The organism is Sphingomonas sp. NIBR02145, assembly GCF_027359115.1.
GTDB classification, from domain to species: domain Bacteria; phylum Pseudomonadota; class Alphaproteobacteria; order Sphingomonadales; family Sphingomonadaceae; genus Sphingomonas; species Sphingomonas kyeonggiensis_A.
Genome location: NZ_CP114791.1, coordinates 214,846 through 241,038, shown reverse-complemented (window position 1 = coordinate 241,038; position 26,193 = coordinate 214,846). Strand labels below are relative to the sequence as shown.

The window sequence follows — 26,193 nt, the reverse complement described above, 5'->3', positions numbered from 1 at the left end:
ACCTGGCTCCCCTCCCTGAAAGGAGGGGAACTGGGGAGTGTGGAGCCTCAAGCCTCCACCCAGTCCTTCGCCCCAATCCCCTGCGCATACAGCAGCGCGGTCAGGTCGCCATGATCGACCCGCACCCCCGCCGCCGCCGCGACGATCGGCTTGGCGTGGTACGCAACCCCCAGCCCCGCCTCGCGGATCATCGCGAGGTCGTTGGCGCCGTCGCCCACCGCGAGCGTGTCCGGAGCACCAAGTCCCAGCTCGCCGCGCACCGCCAGCAGCGTATCGAGCTTCGTCGCGCTATCGACGATCGGCTTCTCGACCTCGCCCGTCAGCACGCCATCCGCAATCACCAGCCGGTTGGCGATCATCCGGTGAAAACCGATCTCGCTGCCCACCGGCTCGGCGAACCGCGTGAACCCGCCCGACACCAGCACGCAGGTCGCGCCCCGCGCGCGCATCGTCCGAACCAGCGCCTTGGCCCCCGGCATCAACCGCACCCGCTCGGCCAGGCACTGCTCGATCGCGCTTTCCGAAAGCCCCTTCAAAAGGGCCACCCGCGCATCCAGCGCCGCGCCGAAATCGAGTTCGCCGCGCATCGCCCGCTCGGTAACCTCGGCGACCTGCGCCTTGATGCCCGCGAAATCGGCCAGCTCGTCGATGCACTCGACGGTGATCATCGTGGAGTCCATGTCGGCGATCAGCAGCTTCTTCGCGCGCCCCTCGGCCGGCTGCACCGCCACATCGGTGAAGGGGAACGCACCTTCCAAAGCCGCCCGCGCCGCATCAGGATGCACCCTGAATTCCAGGTCCGCTGCGCGGCCCTCATCGATCCAGCGCACGCTTCCGGGTCCGCAATGCACCGAAGCCAGTCGGTCAGTGGCTTCCGAAAGCTGCCCTGCGGCCAGACCATCTGCTATAAGCGTCGCGATGAACATCGGATCCCCTGAACTGCCAATGGTGGCGCTCATCGCAGGGCCGACCGCGAGCGGCAAGTCCGCGCTCGCGCTCGCCCTCGCCGAAAAACACAATGGCGTCGTCATCAACGCGGATTCGATGCAGGTCTATGCCGATCTGCGCGTGCTCACCGCCCGCCCCAGTGTCGAGGAAGAGAAGCGCGCGCCGCACCTGCTGTTCGGCCATGTCGACGGCGCCGAAGCCTATTCGGCCGGGCGCTGGGCGGCGGAGGCGCGGGCCGCGATCCACGAAGCGCATGCAGCCCGCCGCCTCCCCATCCTGGTCGGCGGCACCGGCATGTACATGCGCACCTTGCTCGACGGCATCGCCCCGGTGCCCGAAATCGATTCGCTGATCCGCAGCGAGGTCCGCGCCCTTACCGTCGAACAGGCCCGCGCCGAGCTCATGCGGCTCGATCCCGACGCTGCCACCCGCCTCGGCCCGATCGACACGCTGCGCATCTCGCGCGCGCTCGAAGTCGTGCGCTCCACCGGCAAGCGGCTCGCCGAGTGGCAGGCCGAGCGGCACGGCGGGATCGGCCACGAGATCCGCGTCGCCGCGACCATCCTGCTGCCCGACAAGACCTGGCTCGCCGACCGGATCGATCGCCGCTTCCGCCACATGGTCAATGTCGCCCAGGCGGAGGTCGAGGCGCTGCTCGCCCGCACCGACGTGCCCGACGACGCCCCGGTGCTGCGCGCGATCGGCGTGCGCGAGATCGGCCTGGCGCTCGCCGGCGAGAGTAACCTCGACGAGGCGCATTTCGCTGGCTCCCTCGCCACCCGCCGGTACGCCAAGCGCCAATACACCTGGTTCCGCCGCCAGCCTCCGCCGGAATGGGAGCGCACGGATGAGACACAAACAAACAGACTCGTCGGGCAATTCGAAAGAAAATTGCTATAATTCGGCTTGACGTGTAGTTTTCGTGCGGGTAGCAGCGCCCTTCGGCGGTGTTTCCCGCACCGCAACAAACGGAGGCCGATGTGACGACCGAGAAGAGTGGAGCAGACATCCTGATCGAGACGCTGAGCGATCTCGGTGTGGAAGTCATGTTCGGCTATCCCGGCGGTGCCGTGCTTCCGATCTATGATGCGATCTTCAAGCAGGACCGCATCAAACATATTCTTGTCCGCCATGAGCAGGCGGCGACGCACGCGGCGGAGGGCTATGCCCGCGCCACCGGCAAGCCGGGCGTCGTCCTCGTCACCTCGGGCCCGGGCGCGACCAATGCCGTCACCGGGATCACCGATGCGCTGATGGATTCGATCCCGATGGTCGTCATCACCGGCCAGGTGCCGACGGCGCTGATCGGCACCGATGCCTTCCAGGAAGCGGACACGGTCGGCATCACCCGCCACTGCTCGAAGCATAATTACCTGGTGAAGGATCCCGCCCGGCTCGAGCCGACGATCCGCGAGGCCTTCTATATCGCAACTTCCGGCCGCCCCGGCCCGGTCGTGATCGACATCCCCAAGGACGTCCAGGTCGCCACCGCACGGCGCGGCGAGAATGCGCCGATCTCGCACAAGACCTATCGTCCGCAGACCGAGCCGGACATGGTCTCGATCGAGCGCGCGGTCGATATGCTCGCCGCCGCCGAGCGCCCGATCTTCTACACCGGCGGCGGAATCATCAATTCCGGACCCGAAGCTTCGCGCCTGCTGCGCCAGCTCGCCGATGTAACGGGCGCGCCTGTTACATCGACGCTGATGGGCCTCGGCGCCTTCCCCGCTTCGGACGACAAGTGGCTGGGAATGCTGGGGATGCACGGCACGTACGAGGCCAATCTGGCGATGAACCAGGCCGACCTCATCATCGCCCTGGGCGCCCGTTTCGATGACCGCGTCACCGGCCGTCTGGACGCCTTTTCGCCGAACAGTGCAAAGATCCACGTCGATATTGACCGTTCGAGTATCAACAAGAACGTTCGCGTCGACCTGCCCATCGTGGCGGACGTCGGTTCGGCGATGCGGGCGATGCTCGATACGTGGCACCTTCGCCACCATCCGAAGCCGGACCTGTCCGAATGGTGGAGCCGTATCCATGGCTGGCGCCAGGTCGGCTGCCTCGAGTTCCAGGAGAGCGATCCCCAGACCATCATGCCCCAGCGCGCCATCCGCGCGCTGTGGGAGGCGACCAGGGACCAGTCCCCGATCATCACCACCGAAGTCGGCCAGCACCAGATGTGGGCGGCCCAGCATTTCCACTTCGATGATCCCAACAAGTGGCTGACTTCGGGTGGTTTGGGCACGATGGGCTATGGCCTGCCGGCCGCGATCGGCGCCCAGCTCGGCAACCCCGACCGGCTGGTCATCGACATCGCCGGCGAAGCCTCGATCCAGATGAACATCCAGGAGCTGGCCACCGCGACCCAGTACCGGCTGCCGGTCAAGATCTTCATCCTGAACAACGAATATATGGGCATGGTCCGCCAGTGGCAGGAGCTGACCTACCAGTCGCGCTATTCGGAGAGCTACTCGGACGCCCTCCCGGATTTCGTAAAGCTGGCAGAGGCTTATGGCTGGAAGGGCATCCGCATCGAGACGCGCGACCAGCTCGACGCCGGCATCGCCGAGATGCTCGCCTATGACGGGCCGGTGGTGGTCGATTGCCGCGTGGCCAAGCTCGCCAACTGCTTCCCGATGATCCCGTCGGGTGCCGCCCATACCGAAATGCTGCTCCAGTCGGCCGAAGTCTCGGGCGAGATGGACGATGAAGCCAAGGCACTGGTCTGAACCCATGCATATCAAGGAAGAAGCAGTCGAGCGGCACACGCTCGCGGTCATCGTCGACAACGAGCCGGGCATCCTCGCCCGGATCGCCGGCCTGTTCACCGCGCGGGGCTACAACATCTCCTCGCTCACCGTGTCCGAGATCACCGACGACGACCTGATCAGCCGGATCACCATCGTCACCCACGCCTCGGCGCCGGTGATGGAGCAGATCATCGCCCAGCTCGAGCGGCTGGTGCCGGTGCACAAGGTCACCGACCTCACCGCCTTCGGCCAGCATGTCGAGCGCGAGCTGGCGCTGGTGAAGGTGGCGGGCACCGGCGAGCACCGGATCGAGGCGCTGCGCCTCGCCGAGGTCTATCGGGCCCGGGTGGTCGACGCGACCACCTCCAGCTTCGTCTTCGAAGTGACCGGCGGCACCGAGAAGATCGACAAGTTCGTCGAGCTGATGCGCGACCTCGGCCTAGTCGAGATCGCCCGCACCGGCATCGTCGCGATTGCGAGAGGGGCCGAAGCGGCCTGATCGCGTATAACCATTAACCGTCACCCCGGGCTTGACCCGGGGTCCCGCTTTCTCTCGCAGCGGGCAAACAGAAGCGGGACCCCGGCTCAGCGCCGGGGCGACGAAAAGGAAGAACCAATCATGCGCGTTTACTACGATCGCGACGCCGATCTGAACCTGATCTCGAACAAGAAGATCGCCATCCTCGGCTATGGCTCGCAGGGCCATGCCCATGCGCAGAACCTGCGCGACAGCGGCGTCAAGGAAGTCGCGATCGCGCTGCGCCCGGGTTCGCCCTCGGCCGCCAAGGCGGAAGGCGCCGGCTTCAAGGTGCTGCCGAACAAGGAAGCCGCCGCCTGGGCCGACATCCTGATGATCCTCGCACCCGACGAGCACCAGGCCGCGATCTACGAGAACGACATCAAGGGCAATCTCCGCCCCGGTGCCGCCCTCGCCTTCGCGCACGGCCTGAACATCCACTTCGGCCTGATCGAGGCCCCGTCGGACGTGGACGTGATCATGATCGCGCCCAAGGGTCCCGGCCACACCGTGCGCAGCGAATATGCCCGTGGCGGCGGCGTGCCTTGCCTGATCGCGATCCATCAGGACGCATCGGGCAACGCGCATGACATCGCCCTCGCCTATGCCTCGGGCGTCGGCGGCGGCCGTTCGGGCATCATCGAGACCAATTTCCGCGAGGAATGCGAGACCGACCTGTTCGGTGAGCAGGCCGTGCTCTGCGGCGGCGCCACCGCGCTGGTCCAGGCCGGCTTCGAGACGCTGGTCGAGGCCGGCTACGCGCCCGAAATGGCCTATTTCGAGTGCCTCCACGAGCTCAAGCTGATCGTCGACCTGATGTATGAGGGCGGCATCGCCAACATGCGCTACTCGATCTCGAACACCGCCGAGTACGGCGACATCAAGACCGGCCCGCGCATCATCACCGAAGAGACCAAGAAGGAAATGAAGCGCGTCCTCGCCGACATCCAGTCGGGCCGCTTCGTGAAGGATTTCGTGCTCGACAACCGCGCCGGCCAGCCCGAGCTCAAGGCCAGCCGCATCGCCGCCAAGCGTCACCAGATCGAGCAGGTCGGCAGCGAGCTGCGCGCGATGATGCCGTGGATCGGCGCCAACAAGCTGGTCGATCAGACCAAGAACTAATCGCTTTGCCGAGGTCGGCGGTGCGCGCCGGCCTCGGCCCTTTTCTCCGGTGCCGCAATGCGTGCGGCAATCGCTGCCAGGCAGGCCTGCGTGCTGTCATGGCGGGGCTGGGGCAAGTGGAAGAAATATCCCATGGCGCATCTCCCGAAAGCGTCGGGACAGCGTCTCACCGGCATGGCACCGGCGCCAGTGCGGAACTCCCCGGTTGGGAGGCTTCCGGAACCCGCTTTTAGCTCTCTGTTCACCCTGTTCCCGCGCGCCCCCGCTCCGTTTCGGAAACCATGCGTTGCCGCCTTCGGGATTTTCCCGCCGGGCCGGCATCACCACAAAGCGCGCTCCTTCCCCACAGAGGAGTTTCCATGCGCGTTCTCATTGCCGTTGCTCTGCTTGCCGCCACCCCGATCGCTGCCTTCGCCGCCCAGCAGGCGGTCCAGCTCCCTGGCCAGCCCGACACCGCCCGCATCGCGGCCGGCACCTATGCCGTTGACGGCGGCCACACCCAGGTCAGCTACACCGTAGACCATTTCGGCTTCAGCAAGTTCACCGGCCAGGCCGGCGGCGCCACCGGCACGCTCGCCATCGACCCGAAGAAGCCCGCCGACGCCAAGCTCGACGTGACCATTCCGGCCTCGGGCATCGTCACCACCGTCAAGGCGCTCGACGAGCATCTCGGCACCGCCGACTTCTTCGACACCGCGAAGTATCCGGACATCCGCTTCGTCTCGACCAGCGTGGCCGTTCAGGGCACCAGCGCCAGGATCACCGGCAACCTCACCCTGCACGGCGTCACCCGCCCGGTGGTGCTCGACACGAAGTTCGTCGGCGCCGGCGACAACCCGATGACCAAGAAGCTCAACTTCGGCTTCTCGGCGACCGCGAAGATCAAGCGCAGCGATTTCGGCATGGACAAGTATGTCCCCTTCGTCTCGGACGAAGTCGCGCTCGAGATCAACGCGGCATTCACCGCGCAGTAAGACCTCTTCCGATCCAATCGACTGCTTCCGTGGCGCATGATATACGCGCCACGGGAGCATCTCGATGATCGATGACTATCGAACTGCCATGGCGGCGGCCGCGCAACTGGAGGCCGCGGCCGAGGAATTGCAAGTGCTCACCGTCCGCCTGGACAAGCTGGTGCGCAAGCAGGAGCAGTCCGGCAGCTGGTTCGAGGACGACTGGCCGGACGAGTATCGCATTCGCGGGCACGAAGTGGATGGCCCGCTCGAAGCCGGTGCCAAGCTGTTCAAAAAATATCTGCTCATCTACCCCGCCCAGGAGGACAGCTGGCGCGACGGCGGCAGCTATTGGGGAGAGAATGAGAAGACCAATCGGCCGCTTCTCGAGCAATGCGCGGACAAGGCGAGGATCCTGCGGCTCTGCGCGGCGGCGGTGCGTGGCTGGGCAGGCGCCCTGCCCTCCTCACCTTCGGAATAGTTGAGCCGGCACGCATTCGGCGGCATCATGCTCTCCATTATCGGCGGAGGGGCAATGAGCGAGACGGAAGAAGGTCGGGGCGGCGTCAATCGGGTTGAGGCGTTTTCCGACGGCGTGATCGCCATCATCATCACGATCATGGTGCTCGAGATGAAGGCACCGGAGGAACATGGCCTGGCGCACCTCTGGTCGCTCTGGCCGGTCTTCACGGCCTATGTGCTCAGCTATGCCTATGTCGCGATCTACTGGGTGAACCACCACCGGCTGTTCGCCCATGCTGCCCGCATCACCAACGCGCTGCTCTGGTCGAACATCGCACTGTTGTTCACCCTGTCGCTGGTGCCCTTCGCCACCGCCTATCTCGGCGAGCAGCATTTCAGCCATGATGCGACCCTGGTCTATATGTGCGTGATGATGCTGCCGAGCTTCGCCTATGTGTGGCTCCAGTCAGTGATCCGCCGCACCGGCCGGCAGGACGCGGCGGCACAGGACTATCACCAGCATTCGCTGCGCAAGGGGCTGGTCGCCTCGGCGATCTACGCCAGCGGCATCGCCCTCACCTTCGCCAGCCCCTGGGCAGGCCTCGCCTGCGCCGCGCTGGTCGCGGTGCTGTGGTTCCTCCCCAAGGGCCCGATCGACGCGCTGTTCGGGGGGTAGCACAAGGCGAACCCCAGCCCTTCCCCAGCCTTCGCCGGGGAAAGAATAAGCACCCGACGAAAAGAAAAGGCGCCCCGGTTTCCCGGAGCGCCCCATCCCTGCCCGCAGGCGTCTCGATCAGAAGCCGAAGCGCAGCCGCGCGCCATAGAAGCGCGGATAGCCCGGATAGCCGTTATAGTTGCCGGTCTGCTCCGGCACGGCGAAGCCCGAGATGAAGTAGAAGGTGTTGGTGATGTTCTCGACGAAGATCTCGCCGCGGATCTTGCCGTCATTGGTCTGCAGGCCAATCGCGCCGTTGAGCAGGCCATAGCCCTCGTTGCGGATCGCGGTGCGGCCGCTGGCGGGGTCCGGATTGCTCGACGGAATGTTGACTTCGCTGTTGTAGCGGAAGTCGAGGTGGATCAGGCCCTTCAGGTTGTCCGCAACCCGCGGCTCCCAGGTCACCGCGCCGGTCACCGTGTGCTTCGGCTGGTTCTGGAACTGGCGGCCTTCCTGGCCCTGCAGCGGCGTGCCGGTGAAGTTGTTCGACTTGGCGTACTGCGCATCGATATAGCTGTAGCCGAGCTGGAAGGTCAGGTTGTTCGCCGGACGGATCGACGATTCGACTTCGACGCCCTTCGAGATGCTCTTGTCGACATTCTGGACGACGAAGTTGTTGCCCGAGAAGACCAGCGACTGCAGCCCGTAGAAGTTCATGTAGAACGCCGCGACGTTCAGCGAGAACGCACGGCTCGGGCTCGCCTTGAAGCCGACTTCGAACGCATCGTTGGTCTCCGCGCCGAAGCGCAGGTCACGGCCCTGGGCGCCGTTGCCGCCGAGCAGCACGGAGTCGAAGGTCGCCTGGTCGAGATTGTAGCCGCCCGACTTGTAGCCGTGATCGTAGCTGCCATAGACCATCAGCTTCGGCGAGAACTTGTAGGCCAGCTTGACGGTGCCGGTGATCTCGTCGTCGGTGAAGCTGTCGGTATAGTTGCCGTTGAACTCGCTGTTCACGGCCGGGTTGCAGCTCAGCAGGTACAGGTTGTTGAAGATGCCGAGCTGGCGCAGCAGGTTCGCATAAGCGGTCGCCGCCGGCTGGCCCGCACGCACATTGTTGAAGAAGGTGCAGCTGCCGGTGTTGCTGTTGATCGACGCCGTCATCGTCTTGCGCTCATGATTCCAGCGCGCGCCGAGGGTCAGCGACAGATTGTCGGTTACGTTGACGATGTTGTGCGTGAACAGCGCGATCGCGTCGGTCTTCACGCCGAACACGTCGTTGTTGTTGCCCTGGCCGGGGGTGGCGCCCGGCAGCGGCGAGGCGGCGAGCGCCGCCAGGCCGGGGATCGGCGTGGACGGGAAGCCCGGGATCACGCAGAGCCCGGCCGGTGCTGTGCCCGCCTGGGCGCGGAAGCAGCCGACCAGCGGGGCCAGCGTCGCGCCATAGACGGAGGTCAGCGCCGCCAGCGAGTTCGGCACCGCCGGGTTCAGGAACACCGCGCCCGGCGTCGGCACCGTCGGGCCGAGCGAACCGTAGAACTGTACCTTGCCGCCGAAGGACGGGCCGGCCAGCGCGTTGAACACCGAGTCGACATAGAGGTTGGCGTCGTTGCCGAAGCGCACCGTGTCGGTCAGGTCGTTCTTCTCGTTCAGGTAGAAGCCGCCGACCAGCCAGTCGAGCGCGCCGTTGAAGGCCGAGCCCTGCAGGCGGATTTCCTGGGTGAAGTCCTTGAGCTCGGTGCGGTAATTGTCGCGATAGGCGCGATCGATGCCCGAGAAGTCGATGTCCTGGCTGCGCAGCGCGCGCCAGTCGCGATAGGCGGTGATCGAGGTCAGCTTGACGTCGCCCAGATCCCAGTTGAGCTCGCCCGAGAAGCCCCAGTCCTTCACCTTCTCGCCATAGTTGCGGTTAGGCGATGCGGCCTGGATGCGGTCGCTGGGCGGGCCGGTATAGATGCCGGTGCGGCCCTGCGAGGCGGCGATGCCGTTGATGACCTGCGCCATCGGCCCGCGGACCACCGACACGGTGGCGCAGCAGACTTCGTCGGTCTGGTAATAGTCGGCGATCAGGCGGAAGGTGATGTCGCCCTTGTCGAGCAGCGCCTGGCCGCGCAGCGCCCAGCGATCGACGTCGTTGAAACGGCGGTTGCTGTTGGCGTCCTTGATATAGCCGTCACGCTTCCGGTAGCTGCCATCGAGGCGCAGCGCGAGGGACTCGCTCACCGGTCCGGTGATTGCGCCCTTGACGCCATAGGCGTTGTAGTTGCCGTACGAGCCCTCGACATAGCCGTGCGTCTCGAACTGCGGCAGCGCGGTGTAGATGCTCAGCGCGCCGGCAGAGGTGTTACGGCCGAACAGCGTGCCCTGCGGGCCGCGCAGTACTTCGACGCGCTCCAGCTCGGGCAGTTCGGAGATGGCGACACCGGCACGGGCACGGAACACGCCGTCGATGAACACGCCGACCGCCGGCTCGAAGCCGGGATTGTCGCCGCCGGTGGTGATGCCGCGCAGGTAGATGGTGGTGCCGGTCGCCGAAGACTGGCCGGTCGAGCTCTGGATCGACGGGGCGAGCTGCTCGAGGTCGCGGACATTGTCGACGCCCGAATTCTGCAGTTCCTGCGCGCCGATGGCGGTGATCGCGATCGGCACGTCCTGCACCGTCTCGTTACGGCGGGTCGCCGTCACGATGATCTCGTTCGAGGACTGATATTCCTGGCTGTCGTCCGACGGCGCGGGCGCCGGCGTGGTCTGCTGCTGGGCAAAGGCGGGCGTCGCGAAAAACAGCGTAAGCGCAGTCGCCGCGAGCAAGTCGAGCTTCTTCATCGGGTGCAATCCCCCTCCTCTGGGTGCCGGCCGGCTTGTACCGGTCGCGACGTTGCTTTTATCGGGGACGAAACTAACGCTGCATTTTTGAGCCCGTCAACGGGGATAAGCGTCGGAACTCTGCGGTTTTCGGCCCTTTTTCCCGGGGAGATACAGTTGAGCCACACCCGGTTTCTGCAAGAAGCGCAGATGCCGTAGCGTAAAGGCCGAACGCGGTCAGGAAGAGACGAAAATGGTGCATGATCACGAGGACCCCGAAGACGGCGATATTGTCGCATCGCCGCCCAAGATTCCGGTCCCCGACGAAGTTGCGGACGCGATCCGCACGCTGATCCGCTGGGCCGGCGACGATCCCAGCCGCGAAGGACTGCTCGACACGCCCCAGCGCGTCGCCCGTGCGTGGAAGGAATATTGCGCCGGCTATGACGAGGACCCCGCCCACCATCTGAACAGGGTGTTCGAGGAAGTCGGCGGCTATGACGACATCGTCCTGCTGAACGGCATTCCCTTCCAGTCGCACTGCGAGCACCACATGGCGCCGATTACTGGCAAGGCCTCGATCGCCTATCTGCCCAAGGACCGCGTCGTCGGCATCTCCAAGCTCGCCCGCGTGCTTCACGGCTTCGCCCGCCGGCTGCAGGTCCAGGAGCGGCTCACCGCGCAGGTGGCCGACTGCATCTGGGAGCGGCTCCAGCCCCAGGGCGTCGCGGTGGTGATCGAGGCGACGCATGGCTGCATGACCGCGCGCGGCGTGCGCACCCCCGGCGTCGGCATGGTCACCAGCCGCATGATGGGCGTGTTCCGCGACGATGAGCGCAGCCGCCAGGAAGTGCTCAAGCTGATGGGCTATTGATGCGGATACTGGTTACCGGCGGCGCGAAGCGGATTGGCGCGGGCATAGCCCGCCGGCTCGCCTTGCGCGGCCACCAGGTGGCGATCCACCACCACCACGCTCCTGAGGAAGCCGAAGCCCTGCGCGCCCAGATCGCCGCGGAGGGCGGCTCCGCCTGCGTGGTGACCGGCGAGCTTGCCGAAGCCGCCACCGCCCCCGCCCTGATCGCCGCCGCCCGCGAAGGGCTCGGCGGCCCGGTCGAGGGCCTGGTCAACAACGCCTCGCAATTCGCCTGGGACGCGCTGCCGCTCACCGATTTCGCCCTGCTCGACCAGCATATGCGGGTGAACTGCGGCGCCCCCGTCGCCCTCGCCTCGGCCCTGGCGGCACAGGACGACCTCGACCAGGGCGCGGTGGTAAACCTGCTCGACCAGAAGCTGGCCAACCTCAATCCGGACTTCCTCACCTACACGCTGAGCAAGGCGGCGCTCGCCACCGCGACCGAGCTGCTCGCCCGCGGCCTCGCCCCGCGCATCCGGGTCAACGCGGTGTCGCCCGGTCTTACCCTGCCCAGCCTCGACCAGACCGCACAGGAATTCGCCGAGCATGCCCGGCAGAACCTGCTCCAGCGCCCAGTCGCGCTGGCCGACATCGCCGCCACGGTCGAGATGCTGCTCACGACGCAGAGCATCACCGGGCAGAACATCTTCGTCGATTGCGGCCAGCGCTTCCTGCAGCGCGACGGCGACGTGATGTTCGAAGGCCGGGAGCGCCCCATTGGCTGAGTACACGATCCTGCTCGACGGCCTCGAAGTCGCGATGGGCCTCGGCATCCATCCCGAGGAGCGCGCCGCGCCCCAGCGGGTGACCCTGCACGTCGCAATGACCTGCCGCTACGCCACCCCGCCCGAGGACCGGATCGACGCCGTTGTCGATTACGACTTCCTGCGAGCCGGCATCCGCAAGCTGGTGGAATCGCGCCATTTCGAGCTGCAGGAGACGCTGTGCGACCAGGTCGCCGCGCTGGCGTTCGAGGACCCGCGCGTCGCGAAGGTCAGCGTCCGCTCGATGAAGCTCGACATCTATCCCGACGCCCGCATCGGCTGCGAGATCGTCCGGGAGCGCTGATCAGGCAGCCACCGCCCGGGGCGGCTGCCACACCACCGGCACCAGGCCGAAGGCATGGAACAGCGCGACGCGGTTCCGCCCCTCGCCCTTGGCGCGGTAAAGCGCGACATCGGCACGGATCAGCGCCTCGCCCGGCACTTCGCCCGGCCCGTAATCGGCCACTCCGAAGCTCGCGCTCAGCCTATGATCCGGTGCCATGGCTTCATGCGTGCTGGCATGGAAATGCATCCGCAGCACCTCGGCCAGGCCGGCCGCGTCGTTCGCGCTGTTGCCCGGCAGAAAGATCGCGAACTCCTCGCCGCCCAGCCGTCCGACCTTGAAGCCGGTCGCAGCCAGCACATCGGCGAACAGCCTGATCACCTCATCGCCGACATGATGGCCGTAGCGATCGTTGACCCGCTTGAAATGGTCGATGTCGCAATAGATCACCGCCCCGCCGCGCAGCGGTTCGCGCCGCACCGCCTGCTCGAAGGTCTGGCGATTGAGCACCCCGGTCAAATGGTCACGCTCCGAGCGCAGGCGATATTCGGTGATGATCCCCGCGATGATCTTGGCGAGCAGCAGGAACACCGAAGGCGGGGTCAGCAGCGCCGAGACGAGCAGCAGCCCGCGCTCGAATGCGGTCGGCATGATCTCGGCATAGTGCACGCCGAGCCCGAACAGCGCCGGATAGAGCGGCATGCGCACCAGGAAGAGCGTCGCGATCACCACCATGCAGCCGAGCAGCGCGCGATCGACCCAGCCCTGCGGCCGCCGCGAGAGGTGGACGATCCCGTCGCCCAGCGACAGCGCGCAGGCCAGCTGGAAGGGCATGGTCATCACCACGAAGGGCGCCCGCACCGCGAGCAGCGCCAGCGAGCAGATCACCAGCGCGATGCTCGTGCCGATCACCCGCCAGTGCTGCTTGCCGCCCGTCGAGATGCGCACCGCCTGGCTGAAGCAGAGATAGGCCGGCGGCACGAGCAGGGTCGCGGCGAGCAGCTCGCTCTCGCCATGTTGCGCCAACGAGAGCACCAGCATCTCGGTGGTGCCGCACAGCAGCGCCGCCACCATCCAGGACAGCGCGGACTCGCTCCGCATCCCGATCCGGATCGCGCCGACGAGCAATGCCAGCGTCGCAAAGACGCACGCATGCACCAGTGATAGGCTGACGAACAATCCCGATACCCCCGAGCCCCGAACATGGCCGGAAAGGGGTTAACGAGCCCCTTATCGCCCTCCGTATTTTCCCGCAGCGCCGGCTTTGCGCGCGGCCGGGAAGATCGATATCTGGGGCCCGATACGGATCGGACGCGATCGACCACAGGAGAGTGCAATGACGGCCCCGCTGACCAGCCTCGAACTTCGCTCCACGGTATCGAGCGACGGCAAGCTCACGCTCTCGCTCGAGCCCGTGACGCTGGAAGCTCCCGGCCCCGACGAAGTCATCGTCAAGGTCGAGGCCGCGCCGATCAACCCGTCCGATCTCGGGCTGCTGCTCGGCCCGGCCGACATGGCGACGCTCGCCGCCGGCGGCACGCCGGACCGCCCCACCCTCACCGCCGAGATCCTCGCCGGCCGGATGGGCGCGATGAAGCCGCGGCTCGATCAGTCGATGGCGGTGGGCAATGAAGGCGCCGGCACCGTGGTCGAGGCCGGCACGAACGTCGCCAACCTGCTCGGCAAGAAGGTCGGCATGCTCGGCGGCGCGATGTACGCCCAGTATCGCAAGATCGCCGCGCGCGACTGCATCCCGCTCCCCGAAGGCGCCACCGCCGCCGACGGCGCTTCGATGTTCGTCAATCCGCTCACCGCCCTGTCGATGGTCGAGACGCTGCGGATGGAAGGCCACAAGGCGCTGGTCCACACCGCCGCCGCCTCCAACCTCGGCCAGATGCTCAACCGCGTCTGCATCGCGGACGGCGTGCCGCTGGTGAACATCGTGCGCAGCGAAGCGCAGGCGCAAATCCTGCGCGACATCGGCGCGAAGTATATCGTCGACAGCAGCGCCCCCGATTTCCGCGAGGCGCTCACCGACGCGATCGCCGAGACCGGCGCCACCCTCGCCTTCGACGCGATCGGCGGCGGCAAGATCGTCAATTCGATCCTCCACGCGATGGAAGCGGCCGCCAACCGCACCGCCACCGCCTATAGCCGCTATGGCTCCTCGACCTGGAAGCAGGTCTATATCTACGGCATGCTCGACACCACGCCGACCGAGCTCGATCGCGGCTATGGCCTCGCCTGGGGGATCAGCGGCTTCCTGGTCACGCCGTTCCTGATGAAGCTCGGCCTCGAAGGCACGCTGCGCCTGCGCGCCCGCGTCGCCGCCGAGCTGACCACCACTTTCGCCAGCACCTACACCCAGACGATCTCGCTCGCCGAAGCGCTCGATCCGGCAGTGGTGCAGGCCTATGCGAAGAAGGCCACCGGCGAGAAGTATCTGATCGATCCGAGCCGGTAGGGCGTATCTACGTTCAGGATTGAAGGACTGTCATCGACCTCATTCGACCGTCACCCCGGCCTTGTGCCGGGGTCCACCGGGCGGCGAGGGCAGGATTTAGGGTTCAGGTCCAGTGCGTGTCGCGCCGTGGCCCCCGGCACAAGGCCGGGGTGACGAGGTTTGTGCTCAGGACATCGCTTCTGAACTCGAATGCCGATACAGGTTAAGCAGGGCGCAGCGCCGCGCGGATCCGGCGCTCGATGTCGCGGAAGGTGGCGTTGCGATAGGGGCAGTCTGCACGATTTGCCTTGCGCATCCGCAGCAGTTCGGCGCGCATCCCGCGCCGGTCGCCCTGCACCGCAAGCACCGACGCCTTGGCGGCATGCTGGATCGCCATCACCTGCCGGTCGGGCTCGCCCGACCATAGCCGCCGTGCAGCGCCCTCGGCATCCCCTTCTCCGATCGCCGCGAGATAAGCGTCGCATGAAGCGAGCCACGCGCTGGCGCCATAGTGTACCAGATGGGAGTCGATCAGCGCGCGGGCCCGAGAATAGTCAGGCACTTCCGCATCCAATGCCAGGCCGATCTCAAGACCCGCCAGATATTGCTCGCGCTCCTTCTCGGGAAAGGGAAGGTCGCGCTGCGCGGCGAGAAGCCAGCCGGGCAGGTCGCGGAGCCGCAGGTTGAAGTCGAGCATCGTCCTTGCCCAGACATAGGGCCAGATCGCGTCTTTCTCGGGGTCGCGCCGTGCCATGGCGATGATATGAGCGCCATCGCTCCCGCCCTGCGGAATGAGCGAGATCGCTGCGAACACGCAGGACTGGATGGCGATCGCCAAGCCGAAATTGCTCGCGATCAAGCCGGGCGTATCGACCCCGCGCAGCCACGTCTCCCGAATGATCAGTGCTGTCGCGGCGAGGGCAAGGCTGGCCCCCGGACCGCACGCCAGGATCGTCATCCAGCGCGTGGCACTGCCAGTGGCCAGACTGCGTGGCACGATAACGACATAACCGCCCGCCTCCTTGCCGACGCTACGCGGCAGAAGCGTAAGCGTGCAGCTCGGTCCGTGCCAGCCGACGGGATAGACTTGAAAAGCCAGAATCTGCCAGCCGCATGCAATCGCTGCGACGGCATGGCCGATCTCGTGGATCAAGATACCGAAAAGCCATCCGGCGGCCGTGCACAATATCGGCACCCAGACGGTCGGATGGGTCACAAATGCCTGGCCGTAAAACACGAAGGTGAGAAACGTCCCCGCGATCAGGATCACATTCGAAACCGTGGACCAGCGCAGGATACCGGAGAGCATCCCGCGCCGGTTCCCGATCAGACCCGGTTCGCCGCGCTGAGCACCGCGCGCACCGAAGCGGTGGCGATGTCCGCGTCGATCCCCACGCCGAACACCGTGCGCCCATCGGCGGTGCGGCATTCGACATAGGCGGCGGCCTGCGCATCGGCGCCGTGGCCGATCGCGTGCTCGCTATAGTCGACCACGTCGAGCGCCGGGCCGGTGGTGCCGGCAAGCGCGTCGATCACGCCCGAGATCAGGCCGTTGCCGCGCCCGGAAATCGAACGCGTCTCGCCGTCCACCGCGATGCGGCCGACGAACACGCGCTGCCCGGCGGCGCCGGTCTCCTCATAATCCTCGAGCACGAAGCGGTCCTTCTCGCCCGGCAGATAGGTCTGCTCGAACCGGCCCCAGATGTCCGCGGCGTTGAGCTCGCGGCTGGTCTCGTCGGCAAGCGCCTGCACATGGCGCGAGAAATCGGCCTGCATGCGCTTGGGCAGCTTGAGGCCCTTGTCCTGCTCGAGCACCCAGGCGACGCCGCCCTTGCCCGACTGCGAGTTCACCCGGATCACCGCCTCATAGTCGCGGCCCAGGTCCTTGGGATCGATCGGCAGGTACGGCACGTCCCAGAATTCGTCGTTGCGCGCTTCCTGCGCCGCGAAGCCCTTCTTGATCGCGTCCTGGTGGCTGCCCGAGAAGGCGGTGAACACCAGGTCGCCGGCATAGGGATGGCGCGGGTGGACGGGGATCTGGTTGCAATATTCGACCGTCTGGATCACCTCGTCGATGTTCGAGAAATCCAGGCCCGGATCAACGCCTTGCGTGTACATGTTGAGGGCCAGCGTCACCAGGTCGACATTTCCGGTGCGCTCGCCGTTTCCGAACAGGCAGCCCTCGACACGGTCCGCGCCCGCGAGCAGGCCCAGCTCCGACGCGGCAACACCGGTGCCGCGGTCGTTATGCGTGTGCAGGCTGATGACGACGGTGTCGCGGCTGCGGATGTTGCGGCAGAACCACTCGATCTGGTCGGCATAGATGTTCGGCGTCGCCGCCTCGACCGTCGCCGGCAGGTTGAGGATCAGCGGCTTGTCGGTGGTCGGCCGCAGGATGTCCATCACCGCCTCGCAGACCTCGACCGAGAAATCGAGCTCGGCGGTCGAGAAGGTCTCGGGGCTGTATTCGAAATGCCAGTCGGTGTCGGGCTGCTTGGCGGCCTCGTCGCGCAGCACCTTGGCGCCGGCGATGGCGATCTGCTTGATTTCCTCGCGGCTCATGCCGAACACGATGCGGCGCCAGGCCGGCGAGACGGCGTTGTAGAGGTGGACGATCGCCTTCTTGGCGCCCTTGAGCGACTGGAAGCTGGTCTCGATCAGGTCCTGGCGCGACTGGGTCAGCACCTGGACGATCACGTCGTCGGGGATCTTGTCCTGCTGGACGAGGCCCGAGATGAAGTCGAACTCGGTTGCGCCGGCGCTGGGGAAGCCGACTTCGATCTCCTTCACGCCCACCTTGCAGAGCAGCTCGAAGAAGCGGGTCTTCTTCTCCGCGTCCATCGGGTCGATCAGCGCCTGGTTGCCGTCGCGCATGTCGGTCGACAGCCAGCGGGGCGCCTTGGTGATGGTACGGCTCGGCCATTGGCGGCCGGGCAGGTTTACCTGGGGGAAGGGACGGTACTTGATGGACGGATCGCGCAACATGACAGCTCTCTCTCGGCTGGAGACTTCGATTTCAATTGTGAAGTGCCCTTAGGGGCGTGCACATGTGCGTCCGGCCCCTAAGGGCGGATAAGTCGCAGGCCGAGAAGTGCGCGGGTCATCATGTTGGGCATGCCTTTAGACAAGCCCGCGCCGCCTTGTCCACTCACATTACGTTTGTGACTGCCGTAGCGTCGCTATTGGTGACCGCCTCATCGGCCTCGACCGTGGCCTCCGCCGCATTGACCGCCGCGGCATCGGCCTCGGGCGTCTCGCTGGCCTTGGGGCTCGGCGTGGCGACGATCTCGGCCATGGGTGGCGGATCGGAATAGTTGGTGCCGGTGGTGCCGCTGCCGCCACAGCCTGCCAGAATCAGCAATCCGCCAACCACCAGAACGCGCATCCCGCTCTCCCCTTTTGCCGTGAAAACGCTCCTTAGCATGGCGTTTTGCCCTCTCCTACCGGCGGTTTAACCCGACTTATCCCCAAAATGTCGCTCTCAGGGGGCGTCTCGGCGCATCTGCTCTCTAGACAGACGCGATTTGGCACGATCAAAGGGTTGTCAGGTGAGGAGTAACGCCCTCACCACGGAACATCGTAGGCGCAAAAGGCGGCGGAACGGTTCGCACAAGCCGCTGGCGCAGACGAAGGCATGGCCCGTCAAGGGCAGGAACAGGAGAAGACTTTATGGCCGAGACCAAAGCACGCGGCGGCATCGCCAAGCCGGTGACCCCTTCGCCCGAGCTGGCCAAGATCGTTGGTACTGCGGACCTCCCGCGCAGCGAGATCGTGAGCAAGCTGTGGGAGTACATCAAGAAGAACAACCTGCAGAACCCGGCGAACAAGCGCGAGATCCTCGCTGACGACGTGCTGCGTCCGATCTTCGGCGCCGACAAGGTGACGATGTTCGAGATGAACAAGCACATCGCGAAGCACGTCAAGTAAGCCGGGCCGGGGCGCATGCCCCGCCGCTGAAAGCGCTTGGGGCGGGTTCCGGACGGAGCCCGCCCCTTTGCTTAGGAAGGACTAGAATGGCCGAACGTTTCGAGCGTCACCGCCAGCCCTGGCGCGCCGACGAGATCCAGAAGCTCCACACCCTCGCCAAGAAGGGCATGGCCCTCAAGGCGATCGCGAAGGCGCTCACCCGCAGCGAGGAATCGGTGAAGGAGCGCGCCAAGCTCGACGGGCTGAGCATCGCCAAGCTCCACTAGGGTGCGGGCTGGGGCCGAATCTCGATCCGCAGGATCCGCCCGACATGGGCCCGCTCGCTGCCGCTTTCCTCGAGCTTGAACACCAGCCCGCCGCCGGTGACCACGCTGCGCGCCAGCCCCGGCCAGGGCTCGCCCGCATTGACCGTCGCCCCCGGCAGGCACGTGGCGATCCGCTTCGCCATCGTCTCGTGGGTGATCTCGGGCGGCAGCATGGTCTGGCTGCAGAAATAGCCGTCGCTGCGGAAGCAGCCCCGCAGCAGCTTCGGCGCGAAGTCCGAGCGGTACAGCGCCTGATAGGCCTCCGCGTCCCCCACCGCGGCGGACAGCCGCCGCAGGTCCGCGCAGATCGGATCGTCCTGGACGAAGGGCGCCGCCACCAGCGCCATGCCAAGCAGAAGATGCATCCCCAATCTCCTTTCGTACCCGCAACGTCCCGCACCGCCGCTTGCCGCAGCCTGAACACCTGCTAGGCGCAGCGCATGTATGACGCGATCATCCTGGGAGCCGGCGCCGCGGGGCTGATGTGCGCGCTCACCGCCGGCCAGCGGGGCAAGCGCGTGCTGCTCGTCGATCATGCCGATGCGCCCGGCAAGAAGATCCTCATCTCCGGCGGCGGCCGCTGCAACTTCACCAATATCGGCACCGCGCCCGACCGCTACCTCTCGCAGAACCCGCACTTCATGAAGTCCGCGCTCGGCCGCTACACCGCGCAGGATTTCCTCGACCTGGTCGAGGCGCACCGCATCGCCTGGCACGAAAAGACCCTCGGCCAGCTCTTCTGCGACGGCTCGGCCCGCCAGATCGTCGATATGCTCCTCGACGAGTGCGAGCGCGGCGGCGTCGAGCTCTGGCTCGGCCACGCCCCCCAGGTCGAGCATGCCGACGCCCGCTTCCGCATCACCTGCGGCAAGCGCACCGCCGAGGCGCCCGCGCTGGTGATCGCCACCGGCGGCCCCTCGATCCCCAAGCTCGGCGCCACCAGCTTCGCCTATGACCTCGCCCGCCGCTTCGGCCTCAAGGTGGTCGAGCCCCGCCCCGCCCTCGTGCCCCTCACCCTCAGCGGCGAGGAAGCGCTGTTCCGCGAGCTCTCCGGCGTCTCCACCGAGGTGATCGCCCGCGCCGGCAAGGCGGCCTTCCGCGAAGCCGCGCTGTTCACCCATCGCGGCCTCTCGGGCCCGGCGATCCTCCAGGTCTCCAGCTACTGGCGCCACGGCGAGAGCATCGGCATCGACTTCCTGCCGCAAGCCGAGCCCGGCTGGCTGCTCGCCGCCAAGCGTGCGCGCCCGCGCGTCACCCTGCGCAAGCTGCTCGGCGAAGCCCTGCCCGATCGCCTGGCCGAAGCGCTGGCCGAGAAGCTCGCCCTCGCCACCGAGCTCGCCAACACCCCCGATCGCAAGCTCGACGACGCCGCCCGCCGCCTCGCCGACTGGCGCTTCAGCCCGAACGGCACCGAAGGCTATGCCAAGGCCGAAGTCACCGTCGGCGGGATCAGCACCGCCGAACTCAGTTCGCAGACGATGGAGGCCCGCAAGCTGCCCGGCCTCTACGCGATCGGCGAAGCCGTGGACGTTACGGGGTGGCTGGGCGGCTACAACTTCCAATGGGCCTGGGCGAGCGGCCGCGCGGCCGGTCTGGCACTCGCCCCAACCGCCTGATTTATCACATATTGCGGGTAATTTTGCGCAGTTTCCGTAGCGGAAACCGCCAGTTCGCACCATCGTGGCGGTTTTATTACGGTATTTTCACGTATTGAAATATTCGCCAATGACGAATGTTGCGCCATTGTGTCCTCTACAAAGGGATCATTGCCCGATCGTGCAGACTTTGCACCACGCGGGGACATGGTTCCCGGCTTCGAGCCTTCTGGAACCTTCAGGAGGTCTTTCGATGCATTGGTTTGAAGCCACGGCACCTATTCGTCTCAAGCTCTACGTAGCATTCAGTTCGCTGATCGGCGTGATGACGCTGGTCGCCCTCGTCGCGTTCCTCGCGCCGCTGATGGTCGCGCTGCCGCTGGTCGCGCTGCTGATTGGCGGCGCCGCCATCCAGTGCGTCCGCTACCGCGCCGCGATCGCCAATCCCTATGTCGCCACCGTGGTCCGCATGGAAGCGCTTGCCGCCGGCGACCTCAACAGCCCGATCGAGTTCACCAACTATCAGGATTGCGTCGGCCGCATGACCAAGGCGATGCACACCTTCCGCGACAACGCGGTCGAGCAGCAGCGCCAGGCGGAGGAGCAGTCGATCGCCGTTTCGCATCTCGGCGCCAGCCTCGAGCAGCTGAGCCGCGGCGACCTTACCGCGAACATCGGTGACAGCTTCCCGGCCGGCTATGCCGAGCTCAAGGACCATTTCAACGCCGCGCTGGGCGCGCTGCGCGACCTGATCGGCTCGGTGATGCAGAGCGCCGAGACGATCCAGACCGGCTCGGCCGAGATCGCCTCGGCCTCTGAAGATCTTGCCCGCCGTACCGAGGCGAACGCCTCCAGCCTCGAGCAGACCACTGCCGCGGTCAGCCAGATGGACGGCCGCCTCAAGGCAACCGCCGCCGCCGCGGGCCGCACCGTCGAGCGCGCCGATGGCGCCATCGCCACCGTCTCGGGCGGCCGCGAGATCGCCGAGGAAGCCGTGCAGGCGATGACCCGGGTCAGCGAAAGCGCCAAGGGCATCGACAGCGTCATCGAGGGTCTCGACAAGATCGCCTTCCAGACGCGCGTTCTCGCGATGAACGCTGCGGTCGAAGCCGGCCGCGCCGGCGAGGCGGGCCGCGGCTTCGCGGTCGTCGCCGACCTGGTCAGCGCGCTCGCGATGCGCGCCGAAGAGGAAGCCGGCCGCGCCCGCGATCAGCTTACCGCCACTCAGACCGACATCGTCGCTGCGGTGGAGATGGTCCAGAAGGTCGACGGCGCCTTCGCCAACATCTCGAGCGATGTCGCCGAGGTCCACACCCTGCTCGGCGAGATGGCCAGCGATAACCAGGCGCAGGCCAACGCGATCACCGAGATCAGCCTGGCGATCAACACGATGGACCAGTCGACCCAGCAGAATGCCGCGATGGTCGAGGAATCCTCGGCGGCTGCCCGCAACCTGAGCAGCGAAGTCGATGCGCTCAGCGAGCAGGCCGGCAAGTTCGACGTCGGCGCCCCCACCGTCCGCGCCCGCACCCCGGCCAAGGTCCCGTCGCGCCCGCAAAAGCAGCGCGGCTATGTCTCCCCGGTCAAGCCGCTCGCCGCGGCCCGCCCGGCGGCACCGGCCTCCAGCGACGACTGGGCCAGCTTCTGATTGCGTGGAGATACCACCTTCAGATTCCCCTCCCTGCAAGGGAGGGGTTAGGGGTGGGTTAGGAAAGGCCGGGCTCGATGCCCGGCCTTTTCTTTTATCCCCACCGGTCAGCTGGGCTCGCTACGCTCGCAACCCACCCCCAGCCCCTCCCTTGCAGGGAGGGGAGTGAAAGAAGCCCCCCCCCCTACTCCGCCGCCACCTTCGCCGCCTGCGCGTCGCAGATGTCCGGCAGCCGCACTTCGATCCAGTCGGCCAGCGCGCGGATATGCCCCGCTGCCTCGCGCCCGATCGGCGTCAGGCTGTATTCCACATGCGGCGGCACCACCGGATAGGCGATCCGCTCGACCAGCCCGTCGCCTTCCAGCCATTGCAGCGTTTGCGCCAGCATCCGCTCGCTCACCCCGTCCACCTTGCGGCGCAGCTCGCTGAAGCGGTGCGTGCCGCCTTCCAGCACGATCAGGATCAGCACGCCCCATTGGCTGGAGATGTGCTTCAGCACCTCGCGCGACGGGCAGTTGCGCTCGAGCAATGCGCCACGGCGCACGCGGGTCGAGAAGGGCTCCGGGCTTTTTTCCATACTTACCTGAATGTATGTACTTACGAATAGTAAGCAAGGCCAATATCTGGATGTCCGTCACCCGCCAAGAAGGAACGGACACATGATCATCGCCATCACCGGAGCCACCGGCCAGCTCGGCCGCCTCACTGTCGAGAAGCTCAAGGCAAAGCTGCCCGCCGACCAGATCGTCGCGCTGGTCCGCAGCCCCGAAAAGGCCGCTGATCTCGGCGTCCCCGCCCGCGCCTTCGACTATAACCAGCCCGAGACCCTCGCCGCCGCCCTTGCCGGCATCGACACGCTGCTGCTGATCTCGTCGAGCGAGGTCGGCAAGCGCGAGGCCCAGCACGCCGCCGTGATCGAAGCCGCGAAGCAGGCCGGCGTCGGCCGCATCGTCTACACCAGCCTGCTGCGTGCCGACACGAGCAGGCTCAGCCTGGCGGGCGAGCATCTCTTCACCGAAAAGGCGATCGCTGCCTCGGGCATCCCCTACACCTTCCTGCGCAACGGCTGGTACACCGAGAATTATGCCGCCGGCGTGCAGGGCGCGGTCGCGCACGGCGCGCTGATCGGCGCCGCCGGCCAGGGCCGCATCGCCGCGGCCGCCCGCGCGGACTATGCCGATGCCGCGGTCGCCGTGCTCACCGGCACCGGCCACGAGAACACGATCTACGAGCTGGCCGGCGACACCGCCTTCACCCTGGCCGACCTCGCCGCCGAGATCTCGCGCCAGACCGGCCGCGACATCCCCTTCCACAACCTCGCCCCGGCCGAGTACGCGGCTGCCCTAACCGGCGCCGGCGTCCCCGCCCCCTTCGCCGAGATGCTCGCAGGCTGGGATGTCGAGATCGCCCAGGGCGCGCTGTTCGACGACGGCCGGGTGCTGTCGAAGCTGACCGGCCACCCCACGACCAGCCTGGCGGATGCGGTGAAGGCGCTGATCTAAACCAGATCCTCCCAATCATTCCCCTCCCTGCAAGGGAGGGGCTAGGGGTGGGTTTGAAAATGCCGGGCTCGATGCCCGGCCTTTTCTTCTTTCCATACCGTCGCGCCGAGCTCGCTACGCTCGCCACCCACCCCCAACCCCTCCCTTGCAGGGAGGGGAGCAAGAAAACCCGACGCCACCCCCACTTTTCCCCGCGAAGGCGGGGATCCATTCCGGCTGGCCGGAGCGAGTCTCAACCAGCTCAGCGCCAACGGATCGCCGCCTTCGCGGGGATGACGAAATGATAGCGCAACCAAAAACCCCGCAATCCCGCCATTAAGTTGCGCACCCCCGTCACGCGACGACACAAAGCCACGTCGAGACAAATCAACCCTCTTTTCCCTTGCGATACGGCCTTTGCGAGCCCATGTGCGGGGTCTCATGTCATTTGCCGATCTCCCTGCGCTTCTCGCCGAAGCGCTCGCAGCGCGTGGTTATGCCGCGCCCACCGCCGTCCAGGCCGCCGTCATCGAACCGGAAGCCGCCGGCCGCGACCTCATCGTCTCCGCCCAGACGGGCTCGGGCAAGACCGTGGCCTTCGGCCTCGCCATGCACCCCGAGCTGCTCGGCGAGGATGGCCGCATCATCCCGACGCGGGAGCCGCACGCGCTGATCATCGCCCCCACCCGTGAGCTGGCGCTCCAGGTGAGCCGCGAGCTGATCTGGCTCTATGGCCCCACCGGTGCGCGCATCGCCACCTGCGTCGGCGGCATGGACGCCGCCAAGGAACGCCGCCAGCTCAGCTACGGCGCGCACATCGTCGTCGGCACCCCGGGGCGCCTGCGCGACCATCTCGAGCGCGGCGCGCTCGACCTCACCGCGCTGCGCGCCGTCGTCCTCGACGAGGCCGACGAGATGCTCGACATGGGCTTCCGCGACGATCTCGAGGCGATCCTCGATGGCGCGCCCGACACCCGCCGCACCCTGCTCTTCTCGGCGACCATGCCCAAGCCGATCGTGGCGCTGGCCAAGCGCTACCAGAACGACGCGCTGCGCATCTCGACCGTCGGCGAGGATCGTGGCCACGGCGACATCAGCTATCAGGCGGTCACCGTCAGCCCGTCGGACATCGAGCATGCGGTGATCAACCTGCTGCGCTTCCACGAAGCGGAGACGGCGATCCTGTTCTGCGCGACGCGCGACAATGTCCGCCACCTGCACGCCACGCTGGTCGAGCGCGGCTTCTCCGCCGTGGCGCTGTCGGGCGAGCATAGCCAGAACGAGCGCAACCATGCGCTCCAGGCGCTGCGCGATCAGCGTGCCCGGGTCTGCGTCGCCACCGACGTCGCCGCGCGCGGCATCGACCTGCCGACGCTAACGCTGGTGATCCACGTCGAGCTGCCGCGCGATGCCGAGACGCTCCAGCACCGCTCGGGCCGCACCGGCCGTGCCGGCAAGAAGGGCACTGCGGTGCTCATCGTCCCCTATCAGCGCCGCCGCCGCGTCGAATCGATGCTCAAGGGCGCCCGCATCCCGGTCGAGTGGACCGAGGTGCCGAGCCCCGAGGCGATCCGCGCCCAGGATCGCGAGCGCCTGATCGCCGCGCTGCTCGCTCCCGTCGAGATCGACGAGGAGGATGCCGCCATCGCCGAGCGCCTCCTCGCCGAGCGCACGCCCGCCGAGATCGCCGCCGCGCTCGTCCGCGCGCACCGTGCCGCGATGCCGGCGCCCGAGGAGCTCAGCAGCCAGGGCGATCGCCGCGAGGAGCGCCAGGCCGGGCAGCATCGTCCGGGCTTTGACGACGTCGCCTGGTTCCGCATGGATATCGGTCGCCGCCAGAATGCCGATCCGCGCTGGGTGCTGCCGCTGATCTGCCGTCGCGGGCACATCACCAAGAACGAAGTCGGCGCGATCCGCATCGGGCCGAACGAGACCGCGTTCCAGATCCCGCGCGCGCTGGCGAGCAAGTTCATGGCCGCCGTGGCGCGCACCGCCGAGGGTGACGAGGACGTCCGCATCGAGGCGTCGGATGCGCCGCCGGCACAGGGTGCCCGTCCGCAGCGTAACGGTCCGAACCGTCCTGCCGGCGGTCCGGGTGGCACGGGCGCGCCGCGGCATCAGCCCCGGCCCTATCGCAAGGCGCCGCCGGCCCGGGGCCCCTCGCACCGGTGAGGATCTTCGTCGACGCCGACGCCTGCCCGGTGAAGGACGAGGTCTACAAGGTCGCCTGGCGCCACGAGGTGCCGGTGGTGATCGTGAGCAATTCGTGGCTGCGCGTGCCCCAGCATCCGCTGGTCAGCCGCCAGGTGGTCAGCGACGGCTTCGACGCCGCCGATGACTGGATCGCGGAAGCCGCGGATGCGCGGTCGGTGGTCATCACCTCCGATATCCTGCTGGCGGATCGCGCCTTGAAGGCAGGCGCGAAGGTGCTGGCGCCCAACGGCCGGCCCTTCACGGCGAACTCGATCGGCGCGGCGATAGCCACCCGCGCGATCATGGCGGACCTGCGTGCGGGCGGCGATCAGGTCGGGGGTTCGAATCCCTTCTCTAGCGCGGACCGCTCGAATTTCTTGCAGGCGCTGGACCGTGAGCTGGTCGCGTTGAAGCGACTTACCTAATCTTAGG

The 26,193-nt window shown here is 66.8% G+C and carries 26 protein-coding genes; 18 read left to right on the top strand and 8 right to left on the bottom strand.

Annotated elements, in window-relative coordinates; translation table 11 throughout:
• Nucleotides 1–47 precede the first annotated feature (47 nt).
• On the bottom strand, nucleotides 48–926 hold the full coding sequence (gene serB / locus O3305_RS01075) for a phosphoserine phosphatase SerB (RefSeq protein WP_269574788.1): 879 nt from the start codon (nucleotides 924–926) through the stop codon (nucleotides 48–50).
• On the opposite strand from serB, the gene miaA reads away from it, so the two are divergent.
• The 7 genes from miaA to O3305_RS01040 all read left to right on the top strand — a co-directional run bounded on the left by miaA (nucleotide 919) and on the right by O3305_RS01040 (nucleotide 7,431).
• On the top strand, nucleotides 919–1,848 hold the full coding sequence (gene miaA, locus O3305_RS01070) for a tRNA (adenosine(37)-N6)-dimethylallyltransferase MiaA (RefSeq protein WP_269574787.1): 930 nt from the start codon (nucleotides 919–921) through the stop codon (nucleotides 1,846–1,848). The two genes, serB and miaA, sit on opposite strands and share 8 nt — an antisense overlap.
• 80 nt (nucleotides 1,849–1,928) lie before the next feature.
• On the top strand, nucleotides 1,929–3,680 hold the full coding sequence (gene ilvB / locus O3305_RS01065; protein WP_269574786.1) for a biosynthetic-type acetolactate synthase large subunit: 1,752 nt from the start codon (nucleotides 1,929–1,931) through the stop codon (nucleotides 3,678–3,680).
• Between the two features lie 4 nt (nucleotides 3,681–3,684).
• Nucleotides 3,685–4,200, top strand: coding sequence for an acetolactate synthase small subunit (gene ilvN, locus O3305_RS01060; RefSeq protein ID WP_184167756.1), 516 nt, complete (start codon nucleotides 3,685–3,687; stop codon nucleotides 4,198–4,200).
• A 120-nt stretch (nucleotides 4,201–4,320) separates the two neighbouring features.
• Nucleotides 4,321–5,340: a ketol-acid reductoisomerase gene (ilvC, locus tag O3305_RS01055; protein ID WP_184167759.1), complete on the top strand. Its 1,020-nt coding sequence runs from the start codon at nucleotides 4,321–4,323 to the stop codon at nucleotides 5,338–5,340.
• A 359-nt stretch (nucleotides 5,341–5,699) separates the two neighbouring features.
• The gene (locus tag O3305_RS01050; RefSeq protein WP_269574785.1) at nucleotides 5,700–6,314 is read left to right on the top strand and encodes a YceI family protein; all 615 of its coding nucleotides are present in this window, start codon (nucleotides 5,700–5,702) and stop codon (nucleotides 6,312–6,314) included.
• A 64-nt stretch (nucleotides 6,315–6,378) separates the two neighbouring features.
• Nucleotides 6,379–6,774, top strand: a complete 396-nt coding sequence (locus tag O3305_RS01045; RefSeq protein ID WP_269574784.1) for a hypothetical protein — start codon at nucleotides 6,379–6,381, stop codon at nucleotides 6,772–6,774.
• Between the two features lie 54 nt (nucleotides 6,775–6,828).
• On the top strand, nucleotides 6,829–7,431 hold the full coding sequence (locus O3305_RS01040; RefSeq protein ID WP_269574783.1) for a TMEM175 family protein: 603 nt from the start codon (nucleotides 6,829–6,831) through the stop codon (nucleotides 7,429–7,431).
• A gap of 117 nt (nucleotides 7,432–7,548) precedes the next feature.
• On the opposite strand, the gene O3305_RS01035 is transcribed toward O3305_RS01040, so the two are convergent.
• Complete coding sequence (locus O3305_RS01035; RefSeq protein WP_269574782.1) at nucleotides 7,549–10,230, bottom strand: TonB-dependent receptor domain-containing protein; 2,682 nt, start codon at nucleotides 10,228–10,230, stop codon at nucleotides 7,549–7,551.
• Between the two features lie 232 nt (nucleotides 10,231–10,462).
• On the opposite strand from O3305_RS01035, the gene folE reads away from it, so the two are divergent.
• The 3 genes from folE to O3305_RS01020 are packed head-to-tail and all read left to right on the top strand — an operon-like array spanning nucleotide 10,463 to nucleotide 12,190.
• Complete coding sequence (gene folE / locus O3305_RS01030) at nucleotides 10,463–11,083, top strand: GTP cyclohydrolase I FolE (protein WP_269574781.1); 621 nt, start codon at nucleotides 10,463–10,465, stop codon at nucleotides 11,081–11,083.
• Entirely contained in the window at nucleotides 11,083–11,847 is a 765-nt protein-coding gene (locus O3305_RS01025; protein WP_269574780.1) for an SDR family oxidoreductase, read from the top strand. The genes folE and O3305_RS01025 overlap by 1 nt, the downstream gene beginning before the upstream one ends.
• A gap of 34 nt (nucleotides 11,848–11,881) precedes the next feature.
• Nucleotides 11,882–12,190 (top strand): dihydroneopterin aldolase, encoded by a 309-nt coding sequence (locus tag O3305_RS01020; RefSeq protein ID WP_502958212.1) that lies wholly within the window; start codon nucleotides 11,882–11,884, stop codon nucleotides 12,188–12,190.
• On the opposite strand, the gene O3305_RS01015 is transcribed toward O3305_RS01020, so the two are convergent.
• On the bottom strand, nucleotides 12,191–13,327 hold the full coding sequence (locus O3305_RS01015; RefSeq protein WP_269574778.1) for a GGDEF domain-containing protein: 1,137 nt from the start codon (nucleotides 13,325–13,327) through the stop codon (nucleotides 12,191–12,193).
• Nucleotides 13,328–13,505: 178 nt separating this feature from the next.
• On the opposite strand from O3305_RS01015, the gene O3305_RS01010 reads away from it, so the two are divergent.
• Nucleotides 13,506–14,633 (top strand): zinc-binding dehydrogenase, encoded by a 1,128-nt coding sequence (locus O3305_RS01010; protein ID WP_269574777.1) that lies wholly within the window; start codon nucleotides 13,506–13,508, stop codon nucleotides 14,631–14,633.
• A 202-nt stretch (nucleotides 14,634–14,835) separates the two neighbouring features.
• On the opposite strand, the gene O3305_RS01005 is transcribed toward O3305_RS01010, so the two are convergent.
• The 3 genes from O3305_RS01005 to O3305_RS00995 form a co-directional block, all read right to left on the bottom strand.
• The gene (locus tag O3305_RS01005; RefSeq protein ID WP_269574776.1) at nucleotides 14,836–15,921 is read right to left on the bottom strand and encodes a M50 family metallopeptidase; all 1,086 of its coding nucleotides are present in this window, start codon (nucleotides 15,919–15,921) and stop codon (nucleotides 14,836–14,838) included.
• A gap of 17 nt (nucleotides 15,922–15,938) precedes the next feature.
• Nucleotides 15,939–17,597, bottom strand: coding sequence for a 2-isopropylmalate synthase (gene leuA, locus O3305_RS01000; RefSeq protein ID WP_269574775.1), 1,659 nt, complete (start codon nucleotides 17,595–17,597; stop codon nucleotides 15,939–15,941).
• A gap of 163 nt (nucleotides 17,598–17,760) precedes the next feature.
• Nucleotides 17,761–17,997, bottom strand: a complete 237-nt coding sequence (locus tag O3305_RS00995) for a hypothetical protein (protein WP_269574774.1) — start codon at nucleotides 17,995–17,997, stop codon at nucleotides 17,761–17,763.
• A gap of 284 nt (nucleotides 17,998–18,281) precedes the next feature.
• Between O3305_RS00995 and O3305_RS00990 the strand changes: the two genes are divergently transcribed.
• Both O3305_RS00990 and O3305_RS00985 read left to right on the top strand, forming a co-directional pair.
• Nucleotides 18,282–18,539 carry an SWIB/MDM2 domain-containing protein gene (locus tag O3305_RS00990; RefSeq protein WP_184167796.1) on the top strand — a complete coding sequence of 86 codons (258 nt, stop codon included), beginning with the start codon at nucleotides 18,282–18,284 and terminating at the stop codon, nucleotides 18,537–18,539.
• An 86-nt stretch (nucleotides 18,540–18,625) separates the two neighbouring features.
• Nucleotides 18,626–18,805, top strand: coding sequence for a hypothetical protein (locus O3305_RS00985; protein WP_184167798.1), 180 nt, complete (start codon nucleotides 18,626–18,628; stop codon nucleotides 18,803–18,805).
• Here O3305_RS00985 and O3305_RS00980 read toward each other — a convergent pair.
• Complete coding sequence (locus O3305_RS00980; protein ID WP_269574773.1) at nucleotides 18,802–19,209, bottom strand: hypothetical protein; 408 nt, start codon at nucleotides 19,207–19,209, stop codon at nucleotides 18,802–18,804. The two genes, O3305_RS00985 and O3305_RS00980, sit on opposite strands and share 4 nt — an antisense overlap.
• A 75-nt stretch (nucleotides 19,210–19,284) precedes the next feature.
• Between O3305_RS00980 and O3305_RS00975 the strand changes: the two genes are divergently transcribed.
• Nucleotides 19,285–20,460: a BaiN/RdsA family NAD(P)/FAD-dependent oxidoreductase gene (locus tag O3305_RS00975; RefSeq protein ID WP_269574772.1), complete on the top strand. Its 1,176-nt coding sequence runs from the start codon at nucleotides 19,285–19,287 to the stop codon at nucleotides 20,458–20,460.
• Nucleotides 20,461–20,692: 232 nt separating this feature from the next.
• A complete protein-coding gene (locus tag O3305_RS00970) occupies nucleotides 20,693–22,087 on the top strand; it encodes a methyl-accepting chemotaxis protein (protein ID WP_269574771.1) in 1,395 nt (464 codons plus the stop codon).
• Nucleotides 22,088–22,271: 184 nt separating this feature from the next.
• On the opposite strand, the gene O3305_RS00965 is transcribed toward O3305_RS00970, so the two are convergent.
• Nucleotides 22,272–22,664: a winged helix-turn-helix transcriptional regulator gene (locus O3305_RS00965; RefSeq protein ID WP_269574770.1), complete on the bottom strand. Its 393-nt coding sequence runs from the start codon at nucleotides 22,662–22,664 to the stop codon at nucleotides 22,272–22,274.
• 82 nt (nucleotides 22,665–22,746) lie between these two features.
• On the opposite strand from O3305_RS00965, the gene O3305_RS00960 reads away from it, so the two are divergent.
• The 3 genes from O3305_RS00960 (at nucleotide 22,747) to O3305_RS00950 (ending at nucleotide 26,186) form a co-directional block, all read left to right on the top strand.
• Nucleotides 22,747–23,589: an SDR family oxidoreductase gene (locus O3305_RS00960; protein ID WP_353739215.1), complete on the top strand. Its 843-nt coding sequence runs from the start codon at nucleotides 22,747–22,749 to the stop codon at nucleotides 23,587–23,589.
• A gap of 420 nt (nucleotides 23,590–24,009) precedes the next feature.
• A complete protein-coding gene (locus O3305_RS00955; RefSeq protein WP_269574769.1) occupies nucleotides 24,010–25,740 on the top strand; it encodes a DEAD/DEAH box helicase in 1,731 nt (576 codons plus the stop codon).
• Nucleotides 25,737–26,186, top strand: coding sequence for a YaiI/YqxD family protein (locus tag O3305_RS00950; protein WP_269574768.1), 450 nt, complete (start codon nucleotides 25,737–25,739; stop codon nucleotides 26,184–26,186). Before O3305_RS00955 ends, O3305_RS00950 begins: the two co-directional genes overlap by 4 nt.
• Nucleotides 26,187–26,193 lie beyond the last annotated feature (7 nt).